This is a genomic window from Massilia sp. SYSU DXS3249, from assembly GCF_053668055.1.
Window position 1 is genome coordinate 13,834 of record NZ_JBSIPX010000015.1, and the last position, 17,875, is coordinate 31,708.

The window sequence follows — 17,875 nt, forward strand, 5'->3', positions numbered from 1 at the left end:
ACAGGCAAGGCCCAATTATCGCGCAATTGTCTTTCTGACCACATTTCAATGCAGCGATGCAACAGGCAGCCGAAAAGCGGTAGGCTATAATGTCCGCCGTTCTTTCCTCACTCTTATTCCCCATGTCCGAAGACACGACCAACAACGGCCCGGCCCGTACGATGCTGTACGACCCTACTGAACATCGCATCCGCAGTTTCGTCACCCGCGCCGGCCGCCTGTCGACGGGGCAGGCGCGTGCGCTCGAGGAATTCGGGCCGCAATTCCTGGTCGCGTACAAGAAGGACATGCTGGACTACGCAGCCGCCTTCGGCCGCCAGGCGCCGACCATCCTCGAGATCGGCTTCGGCATGGGCGACACCACGGCCCACATTGCGCGCCAGATGCCGGAGAAGAATTTTATCGGCGTCGAAGTGCACACGCCGGGCGTGGGCAGCTTGTTGAAACAGATCGGCGAGCAGGACATCCAGAACCTGCGCCTGATCCAGCACGACGCCTTCGAGGTGCTGAACCACATGATCCCGGACGGTTCGCTAGCCGGCGTGCACATCTTCTTCCCGGATCCCTGGCACAAGGCACGCCACAACAAGCGCCGCCTGATCCAGGCGCCCTTCGTGAAACTGCTGTGCCAGAAGCTGGCCGCCGGCGGCTACATCCACCTTGCAACGGACTGGGAAGATTACGCGGTGCAGATGCTCGAGGTGCTGGGCGCCGAGGAGCAACTGGCCAATACCGCCGAAGGGTATGCGCCGCAGCCGGCGTACCGGCCGTTGACCAAGTTCGAGAACCGTGGCCTCAAACTGGGGCACGGGGTGTGGGATTTGGTGTTTACGAAAAAATAAGTACGTGGGGTGGACGGATTTCCCGTCCACCCACGGGGTATCACATCATCTCGCTGATAATCCCGACAATCTCATCCCCATACGACACCAGCTTCTTCTCGCCCACGCCGGTCACGCCGCGCAGCTGGTCGAGCGAGGTCGGCTTGACCTTCGCAATTTCGCGCAGGGTCGCATCCTGGAACACGACATAGGCCGGCACGCCGTGCGTGCGCGCGGCGCCCATGCGCCAGGAGCGCAGGCGCTCGAACAGGGCCTGTTCCGATTTCGACAGTTCCAGCTCTTCATACCCCTTGGACGAGGCGAAAGTACGCTTCGGCTTCACCGGCTTCTGGTACTGGCGCAGCTGCACCTTCTGCCCGCCCTTTAATACCGGGCGCGCGGCATCCGTCAGTTTCAGCGAGCTGTAGGCTTCGTGGTCGACCGTCACCAGCCCGAGCGCAATCACCTGGCGGATGATGGCGCGCCATTCCTGCTCGCTGCGGTCGTTGCCGATGCCGTACACGGACAGGGAATCGTGGTGCCACTGGCTGATGCGGTCGGTCTGCACGCCGCGCAGCACGTCGATCACGTGGCCGGCGGCAAAACGCTGGTCGACCCGGTAGATGGTCGAGAGCAGTTTTTGCACCGGCACCGTGGCGTCGAAACTGACCGGCGGAATGAGGCAGGTATCGCAGTTGCCGCAAGGCCCGGAGCGCTCGCCGAAATAGTCGAGCAGGCGCATGCGGCGGCAGGACAGGGTCTCGCACAGGCCGAGCATGGCGTCGAGCTTTACGCCCAGCACGCGTTTGAAGGTTTCGTCGGCTTCGGACTCGTCGATCATCCGGCGCTGCAGCACCACGTCCTGCAAACCATAGGCCATCCAGGCACTGGCCGGCATGCCGTCGCGGCCGGCGCGCCCCGTTTCCTGGTAATAGCCTTCGATACTTTTCGGCAGGTCCAGGTGGCAGACGAAGCGCACGTCCGGCTTGTCGATGCCCATGCCGAAGGCGATTGTCGCCACCATCACGATGTTTTCTTCGCGCAGGAACTTGGCCTGGTTGTCGGCGCGTTTCGTGTGCTCCATGCCGGCGTGGTAGGCCATGGCGCGGATGCCGTGTTCGTTCAGGAAGTCGGCCGTTTCCTCGACCTTTTTGCGCGACAGGCAGTAGACGATGCCTGAGTCGCCGGGATGCTCGGTGGTGATGAAATCGAGCAGCTGCTTGCGGCCGGTGGTCTTTTCGACGATCGCATAGCGGATGTTCGGACGGTCGAAGGAAGAGACGAACTTGCGCGCGTCGTCGAGCTGCAGGCGGTGCGCGATCTCGTCGCGGGTCTGCTGGTCGGCCGTGGCGGTGAGCGCGATGCGCGGCACGTCCGGGAAGCGCTCGTGCAGGATCGAGAGGCGGATGTATTCCGGGCGGAAATCATGGCCCCATTGCGAGACGCAGTGCGCCTCGTCGATGGCGAACAGCGAAATACGCGAATCCTGGAACAGGTCGAGGCAGCGCTGGGTCATCAGGCGTTCCGGCGCCACGTAGACGAGGTCGATCTCTCCGGTGCGCACCAGGCGCTCGATGCGCAGGGTTTCCTCGAAGGTCTGGGTCGAGTTCAGAAAAGCGGCGCGCACGCCGACCTCCTCCAACGCGTCGACCTGGTCCTGCATCAGCGCGATCAGCGGGGAAATGACGACGCCGACGCCTTCGCGCAGCAGCGCGGGAATCTGGTAGCACAGCGACTTGCCGCCGCCGGTCGGCATCAGCACCAGCGCGTCGCCGCCGCCGGCCACGTGATGGACGATGTCGGCCTGCTGCCCGCGGAAGGCGGGGTAGCCGAACACGGTCTGCAGCAGGTGGAGTGCGCGCTCTTCGATGTCGTTGGTCATGGGATTGTTGTCGGCCTCATTCCGCCCAGTTCACCAGCCCGTAATGCGCGGTGACGAGGACGATCACGCCGAACACAATACGGTACCAGGCGAAGATCGTGAAGTCGTGCGAGCTGATATAGCGCAGCAACCAGCGCACGCACAGGAAAGCCGACACAAAGGCGGCCAGGCCGCCCAGGCCGAACATCGGCAGGTCGGCGGCGGAGAGCAGTTCGCGTTGCTTGATGACGGAATAGGCAGTGGCGCCGAGCAAGGTCGGGATGGCAAGGAAAAACGAGAATTCGGTGGCGGCCTTGCGCGACAGGCCGAACAGCATGCCGCCGATGATAGTGGCGCCCGAGCGGCTGGTGCCCGGGATCAGGGCAAAGGCCTGGGCGCAGCCGACCTTCAGGGCGTCGAGCATCGTCATGTCGTCCACGGTTTCGATGCGGGCGGTGGCGGGCATATTCTTGTGGCGGCGCTCCGCATACAGGATGACGAAGGCGCCGATGATGAAGGCCATGGCCACGGGCACCGGCTTGAACAGTTCAGCCGTGATTGCCTTGCTGAACATCAGGGCGAGTACGACGGCCGGCAGGAAGCCAATGACCACATTCAACGCGAATTTCTGCTGCTTGCGATCCGAAAACAGTCCGGTGAGCACGCGCGCGATGCGCTCGCGGAATTCCCAGATGACCGCCAGCATGGCGCCGGCCTGGATCGCGATCGCGAAGACTTTGACTTTCTCGCCCGTGAAGTCGAGCAGGCTGCCCGCCAGGATCAGGTGACCAGTCGAGGAAATCGGCAGAAACTCGGTAAAGCCCTCGACCAGGCCCATGATGATCGCCTTGACGGCGAGAAGGATATCCATGAATTACGTGCTTTGTTAAAGGGGAGTGCGATGTGGAACAACTGCGCGGGGTCGAAGCTTACCATGAGAGCGGCCTTGACCGTTGAGCCGGGAAGCCGCTGCCGACAGCTGTTGTATGGAAACGATTGGCGATCTGCCAAGCGGCCCGCGCAGACGCGGCGCACGATACCGAAAGTGGCCGTGCCATGCCGCGATTCGCGTGCTAGACTGGTTTGCATGAGTCACTCTGTCGTACATTGATGAGTATTCTTGCACTCCTGGTCTTGCTGGCACTTGCCTGGTGGGTCCTATCGTTCGGGCAGATCGCCAACCCCTTCCGTACCCGCAGTTCCCAGGGCCGCCTGTGGCGCCGTGCCTTTCCCTGGGCATCGAAGCGGCAGATCCGCGAATTCCTCGCCGTCTGCGCCGAAGCCTTCGCCTTCCGCGACACCGACAAACTGAAATTCCGTCCCGACGACCAGCTGCTCGGCATTTACAAGGCGCTGCACCCGTCGAAGTGGGGCGGCGATGCCCTCGAGTTCAATCACCTGGACGACCGGCTGCGTGCCCGCTACGGTGTGGCCCTGGCGGAAATCTGGGACGAGCACATGACCCTGGGCGCCCTGTTTGCCCATGTGCAGGGCCGCAGGACGGCCGCTTAATTACCTTTGGTTTGTAAAAATAGCTACAAGAGGAACTTGTAATTACGCCAGCAACGCTCATCTGTTGGCAATGCTGAAACGCAAACTCAACTGGCGGCGCCCCCTTTTCTACCTGCTGCTGCCGGTCTTCCTGATCATGGTGTTCCTCGGTTTTCCGCTGCCCGTGGCGCCGCCGCCGGCAACAAAACCGGCCCAGGAAATTTCCGCCACTGTCGAGAAAAAGAAGAAAAAGCTGCGCTTGCGTGCCGGCGAGGAGCCTTGATCAGGCCGGGGCCGTCGCCCGTTCCAGCTCATCCAGCCAGACGATTGCCTGCTCGCGGCTGTCCCCGCACATCTCCGTTGACGGCTGCAGGCCGCCGCAAAACGCCGGGCGCTCCGGCTTGCCGAACACGCGGCAGCGGTTGGCCTCGTCCAGCTGCACGCAGCGCACGCCGGCCGGCTTGCCATTCGGCATACCGGGTAGCGGACTGGTGATCGAGGGAGCGGTGCAGCAGGCTCCGCAGTTGTCGCGGCAATTCATGGAGAAAGTGAAACGAGGAGGGTGACCGCGCAGTATAGCGGTATCGATTGCAGCGGCCAACGCCGGCGTAGAGGCGCGCGCTGCAAGCTTGCCCTTGCTGCTATGGTTGACGCAACCCCACAACAGGCGGAACGGAGCATCGCATGGCAGCGTCCCTGAAACCCCTCGATCGACAAGTCATCGTCCTCACCGGCGCCTCCAGCGGCATCGGTCTTGCCACCGCGCAGGACGCGGCGCGCCGTGGCGCGAAGCTGGTGCTCGTATCGCGCAGCGGCGACGTGCTCGAGGCCGTTGTGCGCAGCCTGGCGAGCAGCGGGTACGAGGCCATCCACGTGGTGGCCGATGTGTCGCACCGCGAGCAGGTCGAGGAGGTGGCGCGCCAGGCGATTGCCCGGTTCGGCCGCATCGATACCTGGGTCAATTGCGCCGGCTGCACTATCTATGGGCGCCTGGACGAAGTGACGGAAGAGGACAGCCGGCGCCTGTTCGACATCAATTTCTGGGGCATGGTCCACGGTAGCCTCACAGCGCTGCCGCACCTGCGCATGACGGGCGGCGCCCTGATCAACGTCGGCAGCGAGGCGTCGGAGCTGGCCATTCCCCTGCAGGGCATGTATTCGGCCAGCAAGCACGCCGTCAAAGGGTTTACGGACGCGCTGCGCATCGAGATCGAGCATGTCGACGGGGCGCCGGTGTCGATCACCCTGATCGAGCCGACCGCGGTGGACACGCCGCTGCCCCAGCACGCGCGCAATTACCTGCCGCACGAGCCGAAACTGCCCTCGCCCCAGATCGACCCGCACCAGGTCGCCGACGCCATCCTGCGCGCGGCTACCACGCCGACCCGCGACGTCAAGGTCGGCGCCATGGCCAGCCTCGACGTGGCGATAGAAAAGCTGGTGCCGGGGCTGGTCGACGTGATGTCGGTGTTCCAGGTGCCGCGCCAGCAGACGGAGGAGCGGCCGATCGCTCCGGAAGGCTCGCTCTACAAACCGCGTTCAGAAGGGCGGATTTATGGCTGCGGCAATGGCAAAGGGCGCTAGGCCGCGTAGCGTGGACGGCAGTGCCGTCCACGCTACGTCATATCCTATGCATAGTGCTTGACTACCCTTGAGCCCAAGTCTATATTTGATAACTTATTATTAAGTTGTCGGACGGAAGCATGGAATGCTCAGTTGACACCAAGCCGCGCTGGGAGCGCCGTAAGGATGCTCGTCCGCAAGAACTGCTCGCGGCGGCCATCGACCTGTTCGTCGAGCGTGGGTTTGCCTCGACCCGGCTCGAAGACGTCGCCCGCCGCGCCGGGGTGTCGAAGGGCACCTTGTATCTCTACTTCGATAACAAGGAAGAGCTGTTCAAGGCGGTGGTGCGCAACAGCATCGTTCCCGTGATCGGCGACGCCGAGTCCTCGGTGGCCGAATTCGACGGTCACAGCGCCGAGCTGCTGCGCAACGTGATCATGGGCTGGTGGGACCGCATCGGCGGCACCAAGGTCTCCGGCATCGTCAAGCTCGTCACGGCCGAATCGGGCAATTTCCCGGAACTGGCGGCCTTTTACCAGGACGAAGTCATCAATCGCGGCACGCGCATGATCTCCAGCATGCTCGAGCGCGGCATCGCGCGCGGCGAATTCCGACCAATCAATGTCGCCCAGGTCACCCAGGTGCTGATTGCGCCCATGCTCATGCTCGTAACCTGGAAGCATTCGATCGGCCCCTGCGAGCGCGATTCGCTGGCGCCGCAAGCGTTTCTTGACGCCTTCCTCGACATGGCTTTACACGGCCTGCTCCCTCCGGCTGCCGGCCCGGCCCCTGCCGTCACGTAAATACGCCGCAGCCCGGCAGTCGATTTTTCGGGCGTTCACCCCCTTTAAACTGCAGACTGTCGCAATTTCGCGCGATCTCGATGCCGTCCCGATAAGATGTGCGTGTTGAGGCAGTTCAACGATAAAATATCGGATTATTTCTTTTCCACCGAGTATTAAGATGAATATCGAACAAGCCCGCTTTAACATGATCGAGCAGCAGATCCGCCCATGGAACGTGCTGGACCAGGAGGTCCTCGATTTGCTGCACGTGGTCAAGCGCGAAGCGTTCGTGCCGGCGGCCTACCAGAACCTGGCCTTCGCCGACGTCGAGATCCCGCTGCCGGGTGGCGAAGCGATGATGAACCCGAAGATCGAGGCGCGCATCCTGCAGGAACTGAACCTGAAAAAACACGAGAACGTGCTGGAAGTCGGCGCGGGCTCGGGCTACATGGCGGCGCTGATGGCGCACCAGGCGCGCCAGGTGACCACCGTCGAGATCTCGCCGGAAATCAAGGCGCTGGCCGAGCAGAACATCGCCCGCGCCGGTATTGCCAACGTGACCGTGGTCGAAGGCAATGGCGCCGCCGGCTGGGAGCAGGGCGGTCCCTTCGACGTGATCGTCATCTCGGGCGGCCTGGAAAGCATTCCGGACGCTTTCCTGAAGCAGGTCAAGGTCGGTGGCCGCATCGCCGCCATCGTCGGCCGCTCGCCGGCCATGAGCGCCGTGCTGGTGACGCGCGTCTCGGAAACGGGCTACGACACGGTCAAGCTGTTCGAGACCAACGTCAAGCCGCTGTCGGGCGCCCCGGCTGCATCGCGCTTCACCTTCTGAGGCCGGCCGATGCAGCACATGACCGCGCCCCAACTGGCCGAACGCCTGGCTGATGAAACCCAGCCGCGTCCGCTGCTGCTGGACGTGCGCGAGAACTGGGAATTCGAGACCTGCCACATCGCGGGCTCGACCCAGATCCCGATGCACCTGATCCCGATCCGGGCCGGTGAAATCGACGACGGGCAAGAGATTGTCTGCATCTGCCACCATGGCGCGCGCAGCATGCAGGTCGCCGCTTTCCTCGAGCGCAACGGGTTCGAGAACGTAACGAATTTGACGGGCGGGATACACGCCTGGGCCTTGCAGGTCGATCCGGCGATGCCGAAGTATTGACCTGTGTCCTTGACTAACTTTTGATGACTCCGACGGAGACCGCAATGCAGAAACCCCTCATCGCCGTGCTGCTGGCCAGCGCCTTCGTGTCGCTCAATGCGCACGCGATCGACCTGATCCAGGTATACCAGCAGGCCCTGGCGAACGACGCCACCTTTGCCAGCGCGCGCGCAACGCTTGCCGCCGGGCGGGAACGTGTTACCCAGGGACGGGCGGGGTTGCTGCCGACGGTAGGCCTGTCGGGCTCGATCGTCAAGAACGACAGCGATTTTTCGCCGTTCAACGAAGGCGAAACCGTCAACGTGGGCGGCGTGCCGACCGTCGTCGGCCAGACCGGCTCGAACCTGCGCACCAACGAATACACGCTGGCCCTGAGCCAGCCGCTGTTCCGCTGGGACCGCTGGCAGACCTATGAGCAGAGCAAGCTGGCGCAGGCGATTGCCGAAGCCCAGTTCGCGCAGGCCCAGCAAGACTTGATCACCCGCGTGGCGCAAGCCTATTTCGACGTGCTGTCGGCCCAGGACACCCTGGAATCGACCCGCGCCCAGAAGAGCGCCGTGACCGAGCAGCTGGCCTCGGCCAAGCGCAACTTCGAGGTCGGCACCCAGACCATCACCGATACCCACGAGGCGCAGGCCGCGTACGACCTGGTGGTGGCGCAGGAGTTTGCCGCCGTGAACGACCTGGACAACAAGCGCAGCGCGCTGCAGGCGATCATCGGCACCGAACCGGGCACGCTGGCGCCGCTGCAGTCGGGCATCACGCTGGCGCCGCCGCAGCCGGCTGCGGTCGACCAGTGGGTGACCTCGGCCGAGACCCAGAACTACGGCGTGACGGTGTCGCAGCTGTCGCTCGAATCGGCCAAGCGCGACATCAAGCGCAACCGCGCCGGCCACCTGCCGACGCTCGACCTGGTCGCCGCCTCGACGCGCCGCGACACGAACGGACGCCTGTCCAGCTCGGGCGACGCCCGCAACAACTCGATCGGCGTGCAGTGGTCGGTGCCGATTTTTAACGGCTTTGCCGTGACCAGCCGCGTGCGCGAATCGATCGCCCTCGAAGACCGCGCCCGCAACGACCTCGAAGCGACGCGCCGCAACGCAGCGCTGCAGGCACGCCAGGCCTTCCTCGGCGTGAACAGCGGCCTGGCCCAGGTAAAAGCGCTGCAGGCAGCGGAAGTGTCGAGCCAGTCGGCGCTCGAATCGAACAAGCTCGGCTACCAGGTCGGCGTGCGCATCAACATCGACGTGCTGAACGCCCAGCGCCAGCTGTACCAGACCCGCACGGACCTGTCCCGCGCGCGCTACAACACCATCCTGAATGGCCTGCGCCTGAAAGCCGCTTCCGGCTCGCTGCGCGAAGCGGATCTGATGCCGGTGAATAACCTGCTGCAGAAGTAAGCACGCGGGCTCGGCCTTGCAAAGGATATTTGCATCCTGAACGCTGGATGCAAATAAAGAACGGCGCCGTTTTTTTCGGCGCCGTTTTCATTTACCTTTACTTTATTTACGCGGCCGCAGCAGGCCCAGGCCCTGGTTGGTGCGCACCGCGATCCCGCCGTCGTCGGCCACCGCCAGCGCGCTCACCAGCACCACGCCTTTCGGCAGGTCGGGCACTCGCGCGTTGAGGTCGACCGGGCCATAACTGCTGCTCCAGACGGTCGCGCGCTCAGCGCCCGCCGCTGGGTCCGTCGACGACCCGACCACCAGGCCCGTGCCGTTGATGGCGACCGCGTCCGAGAAGCGGCTGCCGCCCAGGGCGCCGAGCGCGCGCATGGTGGTGCCGTCGTGGAGGAAGGCGACCTGGCGGCCGTCGGCGTAATAGACATAGCCGACGGTGTGCCCGGCTCCATTGATCGCACGCGCCTCGGCGCCGCGCGCACCCGGCAGCAAGCCCAGGTCGTGCATGGTGCCGGCCTCGTAGCGGAAGGCGCGCAGCACGCCGTCGGCCGAGCGCGAGTAACCGACGACCTGGCCGGCATCGTTGATGTCCTGGGCCAGCGAACTTTCGCCCAGCGACCCGAGGTCCTGGATCGGTGCGCCGGTGCGCGCGTCGTAGAGGAAAGCGTGGAACCAGGCGTTGTCGGGGCCGTAGGCGTAGCCGGCCACCTGTCCGACCGAATTGAGGGCCAGTGCATACGAGCCCTTGCCGCCAAAGGTGCCGAGGTCGCGCATGGTCGCGCCATCATGGTAGAAGGCATGCGTTTCGCCGCCCGCCGTCGCCGACCAGCCCGCCACTTTTCCGCAGGTGCTGACCGCGAAGCCGAAGGATTCGGTGCCGCCCAGGGTGCCCAGATCGCGCAGGGCGCCGTCGTAGTAGAAAGCGCGGGCCAGGTCGCCGGGCGCCTGCGCCCAGCCGGAAATCTGCCCGCAGCGGTTGATCGAGAAGGCCTGCGCATGGCGGCCGCCGAAGGTGCCCAGGTCGATGTTGCGCTTGCCGTCGTAATAAAAGGCGCGCACGTTGCCGGCCGCGTCGCGCGAGGTACCGGTGACGCGTGCGCTGGTGGAAATGCCGCGCCGGTCGACGTCGCCGTAGGTGATGCCGGGCAGGCCGATCGCGGTGAAATCGTAGAGCGGGCCGAGCTCGACCGGAGGGGGCGGAGGAGGAGGGGGAGGAGGGGCCGGGTGTCCGCCACCACCGCCGCCGCCACCGCCGCATGCTGTCAGCAGTGCCGCCAGCGCGAGCGCCGCCGTGCTTGCCGCGCGGCGCGGCCTGGTCGAGGATAGGGAAAAACGGGATGTGGACATGGCGCGCCTCCATGGATGAGTTGACGATTCAGTCTAGAACCGGGGCGCGGATTCGTTCGTTTAAAGATGAGTTGGCTTGGCCGCCGTCAACGCATGGTTGACCGTTGGCAAGACCTTAGTTTTTCTGAAAAGGAAAACGGCGCCGGGGCGCCGTTCTTTCGTACCGGATGCTCAGGACTGGCGCTTGCGCCAGGCGATCAGCTCGGCAATCGTCAGGATCGGGAAGCCGCGCTCCTCGGCGAAGCGTTCGATGGCTTCGCCGCGCATCATCGTGCCGTCCGGGTTCATCAGTTCGCACAGGACGGCGGCCGGCTGCAGGCCCGCCAGGATGGCGAGATCGACGGAACCTTCGGTATGGCCGGCGCGCGCCAGCACCCCGCCCGGCGTGGCGCGCAGGGGGAACATATGGCCCGGGCTGACCAGGTGTTCGGGCCTGGCGTCCGCGGCAGTGGCGGCGCGCACGGTGGTGACGCGGTCCTGGGCCGAGACGCCGGTGCTGATGCCGTCGCGCGCTTCGATCGAGACCGTGAACGGGGTGCCGTAGCGGCTGCCGTTTTCCAGCACCATCGGCGGCAGTTCCAGGCTGCGCACGCGCTCGGCCGACAGGCACAGGCAGACGATGCCGCTGCACTCGCGGATCATCAGGGCCATGGTTTCGACGGTCAGCTTGTCGGCAGCGACGATCAGGTCGGCTTCGTTTTCACGGTCGAAGTCGTCGAGCAGGATGACGGGGATACCCGCCCGGGTCGCGGCCAGTGCTGCTTCGATGCGGCCGTCCAGGTCAGGACTATAGAGGGAATGGGTGTTGACTAACATGTGAGACGCTCCTCGCGGTAGTTGGCGAAAAACGCATCAGGGCAAGCGGAAACGCGCGCACCCGCACGACCGGCCGCAAGGACAGGCGTGCAAGGGCGCACGGCAGCGCACATCTTCTTTCATCCGGACTATGACCGTCGGCTCTGGCATCGCACCAGATCTGCTGACCCTGCTTCAGGAACGAAACAGGCGCTCGCGGGCTCGACCGTTGCCGGTCATACCGCCGGTGGGGAATTTCACCCCGCCCCGAAGACGTATTTGTGTTGCCTGAAAATCAGGCTCGACGATTGTAGCAGCATCCACATGACGCTGCCGGGCGAGCTTTAGCTGCTCAGGCCGCCGCCCATTTCGTGGTCTTTGCGCTGGATGAACTCGATCTTGTAGCCGTCCGGATCGGTGACGAAGGCGATCACGGTGGTGCCACCCTTGACCGGGCCCGGCTCGCGCGTGATGTTGCCGCCGGCCTTGCGCACGGCCTCGCAGGTGGCGTAGATGTCGTCGGCCGAGAGGGCGATGTGGCCGTAGGCGGTGCCCATGTCGTAGCTGTCGACGCCGTAGTTGTAGGTCAGCTCGAGTTCGGCGTGGTCGGGGTTGCTGCCGTAGCCGAGGAAGGCCAGCTTGTACTTGTACTCGGGATTGTCGCTGGTGCGCAGCAATTTCATGCCGAGCACCTTCGTGTAGAAATCAATCGAGCGCTCGAGGTTGCCGACGCGGAGCATGGTGTGCAGGAGGCGCATGGGGTGTCTTTCTGGATAAAACGGAAAGCGGCAATTTTATGCGGTCGCGGCATTCTTTGCCGGAAGGACGTTCGTGGTTTGTGGACGTACGTTGAACGCGTGGACGGCGAAGCCGTCCACCCTACGTCCCTCCAGAAACTTTACTGGCTAATCTGGTTCAGTTTTCGAGGCGCGAGCTGAGCGTGATGTTGGCGTTCAACAGCTTCGACACCGGGCAGTTTTCCTTGGCCGTGTTGGCTGCCTGGTCGAAGGCTTCCTGGCTGGCGCCGGGGATTTTTGCCACCAGGTCGAGGTGGACGGCGGTGATCGAGAAGCCGTCGCCTTCCTTTTCCATCGACACGGTAGCCGTGGTGCGCAGTTCCTGGGCGGTCATCCCGGCTTTGCCGAGCTGGCCCGACAAGGCCATCGTGAAGCAGCCGGCATGGGCGGCGCCGATCAGTTCTTCCGGGTTGGTGCCGGGGCTGTCCTCGAAGCGGGTATTGAAACCGTAGGGTTGCTCCTTCAGTGCGCCGCTACCGGTCGAGACCGCGCCCTTGCCGTCCTTCAGGCCGCCGCTCCAGACGGCGCTGCCGTTGCGTTTGATCGTCATGTGATTCCTTTCAGCGGTTCTTGCCCGGCAGGGGCTCGACCGAGTCGTGATCGCGCATCGAACGATGGCGGTCGGGTTGGGGGTTGGCCTGGCCGGTGGCGCCAGGCTGGGGATGGACGGCTTCGCTGATGCCCGGCGTGTTGCGCAGGTCGGTGTCGACCAGGCCTTGCGCCAGGTCTTCGGCGGCCTGCTTCATGATGCCGCGCGGCTCGGTATCCTGGCCGTCGGGCGACTCGTCGCGCTCGTGCGGCTGGCGCTTGACGCCGTCGTTTTCGATCTTCGCATCGGTGTTGATGAAGCGATCTTTAGTTTCGGTAACCATAGCGTTCTCCTCTGCTGACTCTTGCATGAATCCTAACCGCTCGAACCGGGCAGGGTCGCGCAATTGAATGGCGTGCACTTGGTGATGCTTTTTTGCAATTGATTCGTTACCATGCTGTATTGACCATCTTTCCGGAACGACACCGTGAAAAACGACCTGTCACACACCGCCGTCCTGTGCCCCAATTGCGGCACCAGCATTGCCGGCAAGTTTTGCCAGGGCTGCGGCCAGCCGGCGCACTTGCACGTGCCGAGCGCGCGCGAGTTCCTGCACGAGTTCATCGCCCACTACGTCGCCCTGGAGGGCAAGCTGTGGAAATCGGTGGCGCTGCTGCTGTTCCGCCCCGGCCGGCTGACGCGCGACTACATCGAGGGCAAGCGGGCACGCTATGTGGAACCGCTGCGCCTGTACCTGAGCTTCAGCATCATTTTCTTTGCGATCTTTAAGCTGGGCGGGGTCAGTTTCGGCAATGGCACGCCGGATACGCCACCCGCACGCAATGCGGAAGTAGCGGTGGAGCAGAAGGCAGGCAAAACCAGGGACGCCACCGTTGCAGCGGCGCCGCGTGCGGCGGAGCAGGCAAGCGAAGAGAGGCGCCGCGCCCTGCCGCAGAACGGAAACCAGGACCTGGTCACCCTGGACGACGGTGATGACGCGAAGGCGATCAAACTGGCGGCGTCGGTCCATCCGGCACTGGGCACGAAGGTCGCGCGTTTCCTCCAACTGCCGAAGGACGAGATGAAGACCGCGCTGCTGCGCGCCCTGTCGAGCTACACCCCCTATGCGATTTTCGCGCTGATGCCGGTCTTCGCGGCCCTGCTCAAGCTGCTTTATCTTGGCTCGGGCCGGCGTTATGGCGAGCACCTGCTGTTCGCGCTGCACACGAACGCCTTTGCCTTCCTGGCGCTGAGCTTGTGGCTGCTCGTGCCGGACTTTATCCCGCTCGTCGGGTTCGGGCTCGGGGTGTGGCTGGTGTTCTACCTGCCGACCGCAATGCGCAAGGTCTACGGCGGCAGCCGCCTCGTCACCGCATTGCGCTGGATCGTGCTGATGACCCTGCACTTGCTCTGCATTGCGATGGCGATTGCCGCCGCCGCCGCACTGGCCGTGCTCGCCTGATCTTGCCGGATCCTACCCCGCGCATCTATACTGTGATTTTGTACAGTAATTGATGCGCGGCCGGGTGGCAGGCGGGGGGATTATCGGTTAATCTCCAGCGTGTCCGCCCATCCATCGCCGAGAGACTTATGCCCCTGACACCCGAATCGCCATCGACCATCGCGCTCGTGGTGCGGCAAAACACGGCCGGCATCGAAGAACCCGTCACCAGCATCCTCGCCTTCCTGCAGCAGGCCGGCCACCGTGTGGTATTCGAGACCGATACCGCCGCCTCGCTCGGCATCGCCGGCATCGAGGCGATGACGGCCAACGAGATCGGCGAGCAGGCCGCGCTCGTCATCGTCATGGGCGGCGACGGCACCATGCTCGGCATCGCGCGCCAGCTCGCCAAGTACGACATCCCGCTCATCGGCATCAACCTCGGCCGGCTCGGCTTCATCACCGACATTCCGGTCGATCGCATGCTGCCGGCGCTCGCCGAAATCCTGCAGGGCAAGGCCAGGGCGGAAAAGCGCACGCTGCTGGAAGGGCGCGTGATGCGCGATGGCGAGATGATCTACTGCGGCGTGGCCGTCAACGACGTCGTCGTGGCGCGCGGCAGCGGCGCCGGCATGGCCGAACTGCAGGTGACGGTGGACGGCCACTTCATGTACAACCAGCGTTCCGACGGCCTGATCGTCTCGACGCCCACCGGCTCCACCGCCTACGCGCTGTCGGCCGGCGGCCCGCTGCTGCACCCCAGCCTGCAGGGCATCGTCCTCGTGCCGATCGCCCCGCACGCGCTGTCGAACCGGCCGATCGCGATTCCGGACACCAGCGAGATCGTGGTGGAAATCGTCAGCGGACGCGACATCTCGGTGAATTTCGATATGCAGACCTTCGCCTCGCTGCAGCATGGCGACGAAATCGTCATCTCGCGTTCGCCCAACACCATCACCTTCCTGCATCCGGAAGGCTGGAGCTACTACCACACGCTGCGCGAAAAGCTGCACTGGCACGAATATCCGTCTTCAGACGGCAAACTCAAATAAGACATCCACCCCCTGGGAGACCTGTTTCTTCATGCTGCGCACACTGACCATCCGCGACTTCGTCATCGTCGACGCCATCGAACTCGAATTCGCTCGTGGATTCTCGGTTTTCACCGGCGAGACCGGGGCCGGTAAATCGATCCTGATCGATGCCTTGCAGCTGGCCCTGGGCGGGCGCGGCGACGCCAGCATGGTGCGCGAAGGCGCGGCCAAGGCCGACATCACGGCCGATTTCGCGCTCACCGAGCTTGCTACCGCCTGGATCGAGCAGAACGAGTTCGCCGTGGACGAGGGCGGGGCGCTGCTGCGCCGCGTGATCGACAACGCAGGCCGCTCGAAGGCCTACATCAACGGCATCGCCGCCACCGCCGGCCAGTTGCGCGAGCTGGGCGAGATGCTGGTCGACATCCACGGCCAGCACGCGCACCAGAGCCTGTTGAAATCCGACGCCCAGCGCGCGCTGCTCGACAACCAGATCGCCGTGCGCGATCCCGCTGCGGCCGCGGAAGCCCAGGAAGTGGCCATCGCCTGGCGCGCGTGGCGTGCGCTGTCGCGCCAGCGCGAGGAATACGAAACGAATGCGAAGAACGTGCTGATCGAGCGCGAACGCCTCGAGTGGCAGGTGGGCGAGCTCGATAAACTGGCGCCGAAACCGGGCGAGTGGACGGAAATCTCGAACGAACACAGCCGCCTGTCGCACGCCGCCAGCCTGATCGAAGGCGCGCAGGAAGCCCTGAGCGCGATCTCCGAATCCGACTTCCCGATCCTGTCGCAACTGAGTTCGCTCAACACCAAGCTCGGTAAACTGGTCGACGTCGACGCCGAACTGCAGGCAGTGCTCGACTGCATGGAACCGGCCCGCATCCAGCTGCAGGAAGCGGTCTACGCGCTGAACCAGTACATCGACAAGGTCGAGCTCGACCCGGCCCGCCTGCGCGAAGTCGACGCCCGCATGGAAGCGCTGCACAGCGCGTCGCGCAAGTATTTCGTGGCGCCCGAGGAACTGCCGGAAGAGCACGCGACCCTGGCCGCCAAGCTGCGCCAGCTGGCCGACGCCTCCGACATGGAAGGTTTAAAACGCCAGGAAGCGAAGGCCGAAGCGGCCTACCGCAAGGTCGCCGAGCGCTTGTCCAACCGCCGCGCCACGGCCGCCCGCGCCCTGAGCGAGCAGGTGACGAACGCGATGCAGGAACTGAGCATGAGCGGCGGCCGTTTCGAAGTCGCCCTGAATCCGGGCGAGCCCGGCGCGCACGGCCTGGAGCAGGTCGAATTCCTGGTGGCCGGCCACGTCGGCGTCGCGCCGCGTCCGCTGGCGAAGGTCGCCTCGGGCGGCGAACTGGCGCGCATCTCGCTCGCCATTTCCGTCATCACCTCGAACGCCACCACCACGCCGACCCTGATCTTCGACGAGGTCGACAGCGGCATCGGCGGCGGCGTGGCCGAAGTCGTCGGGCGTTTGCTGAAACGCCTCGGCCAGCAGCGGCAAGTGCTGTGCGTGACCCACCTGCCACAGGTGGCGAGCCAGGCCAACCAGCACTTCCAGGTGGCGAAAGGAACGACGAACGAGGGCCGCACCGTCTCGCGCATCGAGGTGCTGAACAACCGGGCGCGGGTGGAAGAAGTGGCGCGCATGCTGGGCGGTATCGAAATCACCGAGACGACGCGCAAGCACGCACGCGAGTTGCTGGCCTCCTGAGCCTGCATTCCAGGGGACGGGCGGCAAACCTGCAAGGGGGAGACATGCTCGACTTACACAGCCCACGCTGGGCCGAACTGGAAGGTGCCTACGGCAGTGCCGCCGGGATTCCCGCGCTGCTGGAGCAATTGCACACCCTGCCCAACGACGCTGCCGAGGAGCCGTGGCCCAGCCTGTGGAGCGCCCTGGCCCACCAGGGCGATGTCTACACGGCCTCGTTCGCAGCGGTTCCCCACGTCGTGCAGGCACTGGCCTCTTCGCCGGACACCGCGGGCGAGGTGTATTTTCATTTCACTGCATGGGTCGAGATCTGCCGGCAGCGCAGCGGCGTCGACATTCCCGCCGACCTCGAAAAGCCGTATTGCCAGGCCCTGGCGCGGCTTCCCGATCTCGTGAAACAGGCGTCGGACCGCCCATGGGATGCGGCGTTCACGGCCTGCGCATTGTCGGCGCTGGCGGTCGCCAAGGGACAGCATGGCCTGGCGGAGGCGCTGCTGCAAATGTCCTCTCCGGAAACGCTGGACGATTTTCTTGATTGGTCGAGCGACCGCTAGCGGGTTGGTGCTGAGGCCAGGCGGTACGGGGGCACCGGCCTCCAAACGGTGGAGTCAGGAGGCTATGCGCCCCCCTCACACCCTACGCTTCGATGTTTCACCGCTGGCTCGACCAGACCTTCATCGTCTGGTTCGCCAGCAGCTTGCACGCACCACCGACGTTCACATAAGTGCGCATGAACTGGTAGCGGTTCGTGCGCCAGGTCTTGCCGTCGGCGTTGAACTGGTCGACCGAGCTCAGGCCCCGCAGCACCACGGTGTCGCCCAGCACATGACCTTGCACCTCGGAGGTGGTGCGGCTCTTCGCGACGCTGGCCGGCTGCGCCAGGCGGGCGAGCAGCGTCGTCCGGGTTTCGATCTGGGAAGCCAGCGAATGCACCCAGACATAGTCGTCCGCCAGCCAGGTTTGCAGGAAGGCGACGTTACTCACCCGCAGTGCTTCCTCGTACTGCCGGTCGCGTTCGATCAGCTCGCCCACGGGCAGGCAGGATGCGGCAAGGGCCAGCGTCGGGAGTGTCAGGCAGAGCAGGGCGAAGGAGGTCTTCACAGGAGCGGGTTTCCTTGAAAGATGATGTGGA

The 17,875-nt window shown here is 64.5% G+C and carries 21 protein-coding genes and 1 riboswitch; of the genes, 12 read left to right on the forward strand and 9 right to left on the reverse strand.

Features of this window, described 5'->3' with window-relative positions:
* Positions 1 to 161: 161 nt before the first annotated feature.
* The gene (trmB, locus tag ACWCIA_RS16840; protein WP_454165260.1) at positions 162 to 842 is read left to right on the forward strand and encodes a tRNA (guanosine(46)-N7)-methyltransferase TrmB; all 681 of its coding nucleotides are present in this window, start codon (positions 162 to 164) and stop codon (positions 840 to 842) included.
* Positions 843 to 882: 40 nt separating this feature from the next.
* Here trmB and recQ read toward each other — a convergent pair whose 3' ends face one another.
* Both recQ and ACWCIA_RS16850 read right to left on the reverse strand, forming a co-directional pair.
* The gene (gene recQ / locus ACWCIA_RS16845) at positions 883 to 2,703 is read right to left on the reverse strand and encodes a DNA helicase RecQ (RefSeq protein WP_454165110.1); all 1,821 of its coding nucleotides are present in this window, start codon (positions 2,701 to 2,703) and stop codon (positions 883 to 885) included.
* A gap of 16 nt (positions 2,704 to 2,719) precedes the next feature.
* A complete protein-coding gene (locus ACWCIA_RS16850) occupies positions 2,720 to 3,553 on the reverse strand; it encodes an undecaprenyl-diphosphate phosphatase (RefSeq protein WP_454165111.1) in 834 nt (277 codons plus the stop codon).
* A gap of 239 nt (positions 3,554 to 3,792) precedes the next feature.
* On the opposite strand from ACWCIA_RS16850, the gene ACWCIA_RS16855 reads away from it, so the two are divergent.
* Both ACWCIA_RS16855 and ACWCIA_RS16860 read left to right on the forward strand, forming a co-directional pair.
* The gene (locus ACWCIA_RS16855) at positions 3,793 to 4,194 is read left to right on the forward strand and encodes a hypothetical protein (protein ID WP_454165112.1); all 402 of its coding nucleotides are present in this window, start codon (positions 3,793 to 3,795) and stop codon (positions 4,192 to 4,194) included.
* A 70-nt stretch (positions 4,195 to 4,264) separates the two neighbouring features.
* Positions 4,265 to 4,456: a hypothetical protein gene (locus ACWCIA_RS16860; RefSeq protein ID WP_454165113.1), complete on the forward strand. Its 192-nt coding sequence runs from the start codon at positions 4,265 to 4,267 to the stop codon at positions 4,454 to 4,456.
* Here the strand turns inward: ACWCIA_RS16860 and ACWCIA_RS16865 are convergent, their stop codons facing one another.
* Positions 4,457 to 4,714: a YkgJ family cysteine cluster protein gene (locus tag ACWCIA_RS16865; RefSeq protein ID WP_454165114.1), complete on the reverse strand. Its 258-nt coding sequence runs from the start codon at positions 4,712 to 4,714 to the stop codon at positions 4,457 to 4,459.
* Between the two features lie 143 nt (positions 4,715 to 4,857).
* Here ACWCIA_RS16865 and ACWCIA_RS16870 point away from each other — a divergent pair, with 143 nt between their 5' ends.
* The 5 genes from ACWCIA_RS16870 to ACWCIA_RS16890 all read left to right on the forward strand — a co-directional run bounded on the left by ACWCIA_RS16870 (position 4,858) and on the right by ACWCIA_RS16890 (position 9,086).
* Positions 4,858 to 5,757, forward strand: coding sequence for an SDR family oxidoreductase (locus ACWCIA_RS16870; RefSeq protein WP_454165115.1), 900 nt, complete (start codon positions 4,858 to 4,860; stop codon positions 5,755 to 5,757).
* 119 nt (positions 5,758 to 5,876) lie between these two features.
* A complete protein-coding gene (locus ACWCIA_RS16875; protein ID WP_454165116.1) occupies positions 5,877 to 6,539 on the forward strand; it encodes a TetR/AcrR family transcriptional regulator in 663 nt (220 codons plus the stop codon).
* A 160-nt stretch (positions 6,540 to 6,699) separates the two neighbouring features.
* Positions 6,700 to 7,353 carry a protein-L-isoaspartate O-methyltransferase family protein gene (locus ACWCIA_RS16880; protein WP_454165117.1) on the forward strand — a complete coding sequence of 218 codons (654 nt, stop codon included), beginning with the start codon at positions 6,700 to 6,702 and terminating at the stop codon, positions 7,351 to 7,353.
* 9 nt (positions 7,354 to 7,362) lie between these two features.
* Complete coding sequence (locus ACWCIA_RS16885; RefSeq protein ID WP_454165118.1) at positions 7,363 to 7,686, forward strand: rhodanese-like domain-containing protein; 324 nt, start codon at positions 7,363 to 7,365, stop codon at positions 7,684 to 7,686.
* Between the two features lie 44 nt (positions 7,687 to 7,730).
* Complete coding sequence (locus ACWCIA_RS16890; protein WP_454165119.1) at positions 7,731 to 9,086, forward strand: TolC family outer membrane protein; 1,356 nt, start codon at positions 7,731 to 7,733, stop codon at positions 9,084 to 9,086.
* A 102-nt stretch (positions 9,087 to 9,188) separates the two neighbouring features.
* On the opposite strand, the gene ACWCIA_RS16895 is transcribed toward ACWCIA_RS16890, so the two are convergent.
* The 5 genes from ACWCIA_RS16895 to ACWCIA_RS16915 form a co-directional block, all read right to left on the reverse strand.
* Positions 9,189 to 10,433 carry a hypothetical protein gene (locus ACWCIA_RS16895; RefSeq protein ID WP_454165120.1) on the reverse strand — a complete coding sequence of 415 codons (1,245 nt, stop codon included), beginning with the start codon at positions 10,431 to 10,433 and terminating at the stop codon, positions 9,189 to 9,191.
* A 171-nt stretch (positions 10,434 to 10,604) separates the two neighbouring features.
* Entirely contained in the window at positions 10,605 to 11,249 is a 645-nt protein-coding gene (gene ribB / locus ACWCIA_RS16900) for a 3,4-dihydroxy-2-butanone-4-phosphate synthase (RefSeq protein WP_454165121.1), read from the reverse strand.
* 107 nt (positions 11,250 to 11,356) lie between these two features.
* Positions 11,357 to 11,507, reverse strand: a riboswitch (FMN riboswitch).
* A 65-nt stretch (positions 11,508 to 11,572) separates the two neighbouring features.
* The gene (gloA, locus tag ACWCIA_RS16905; RefSeq protein WP_454165122.1) at positions 11,573 to 11,986 is read right to left on the reverse strand and encodes a lactoylglutathione lyase; all 414 of its coding nucleotides are present in this window, start codon (positions 11,984 to 11,986) and stop codon (positions 11,573 to 11,575) included.
* A 157-nt stretch (positions 11,987 to 12,143) separates the two neighbouring features.
* Positions 12,144 to 12,575 (reverse strand): OsmC family protein, encoded by a 432-nt coding sequence (locus tag ACWCIA_RS16910; protein WP_454165123.1) that lies wholly within the window; start codon positions 12,573 to 12,575, stop codon positions 12,144 to 12,146.
* A gap of 10 nt (positions 12,576 to 12,585) precedes the next feature.
* Positions 12,586 to 12,897, reverse strand: a complete 312-nt coding sequence (locus tag ACWCIA_RS16915; protein ID WP_454165124.1) for a hypothetical protein — start codon at positions 12,895 to 12,897, stop codon at positions 12,586 to 12,588.
* A gap of 144 nt (positions 12,898 to 13,041) precedes the next feature.
* Between ACWCIA_RS16915 and ACWCIA_RS16920 the strand changes: the two genes are divergently transcribed.
* From ACWCIA_RS16920 to ACWCIA_RS16935, 4 genes are all read left to right on the forward strand, one after another.
* Positions 13,042 to 14,016: a DUF3667 domain-containing protein gene (locus tag ACWCIA_RS16920; protein WP_454165125.1), complete on the forward strand. Its 975-nt coding sequence runs from the start codon at positions 13,042 to 13,044 to the stop codon at positions 14,014 to 14,016.
* A 128-nt stretch (positions 14,017 to 14,144) separates the two neighbouring features.
* Positions 14,145 to 15,047: an NAD kinase gene (locus tag ACWCIA_RS16925; RefSeq protein ID WP_454165126.1), complete on the forward strand. Its 903-nt coding sequence runs from the start codon at positions 14,145 to 14,147 to the stop codon at positions 15,045 to 15,047.
* Between the two features lie 31 nt (positions 15,048 to 15,078).
* Complete coding sequence (gene recN / locus ACWCIA_RS16930; RefSeq protein ID WP_454165127.1) at positions 15,079 to 16,743, forward strand: DNA repair protein RecN; 1,665 nt, start codon at positions 15,079 to 15,081, stop codon at positions 16,741 to 16,743.
* A 44-nt stretch (positions 16,744 to 16,787) separates the two neighbouring features.
* The gene (locus ACWCIA_RS16935) at positions 16,788 to 17,297 is read left to right on the forward strand and encodes a hypothetical protein (protein WP_454165128.1); all 510 of its coding nucleotides are present in this window, start codon (positions 16,788 to 16,790) and stop codon (positions 17,295 to 17,297) included.
* A gap of 97 nt (positions 17,298 to 17,394) precedes the next feature.
* Here the strand turns inward: ACWCIA_RS16935 and ACWCIA_RS16940 are convergent, their stop codons facing one another.
* The gene (locus tag ACWCIA_RS16940) at positions 17,395 to 17,844 is read right to left on the reverse strand and encodes a nuclear transport factor 2 family protein (RefSeq protein WP_454165129.1); all 450 of its coding nucleotides are present in this window, start codon (positions 17,842 to 17,844) and stop codon (positions 17,395 to 17,397) included.
* Positions 17,845 to 17,875 lie beyond the last annotated feature (31 nt).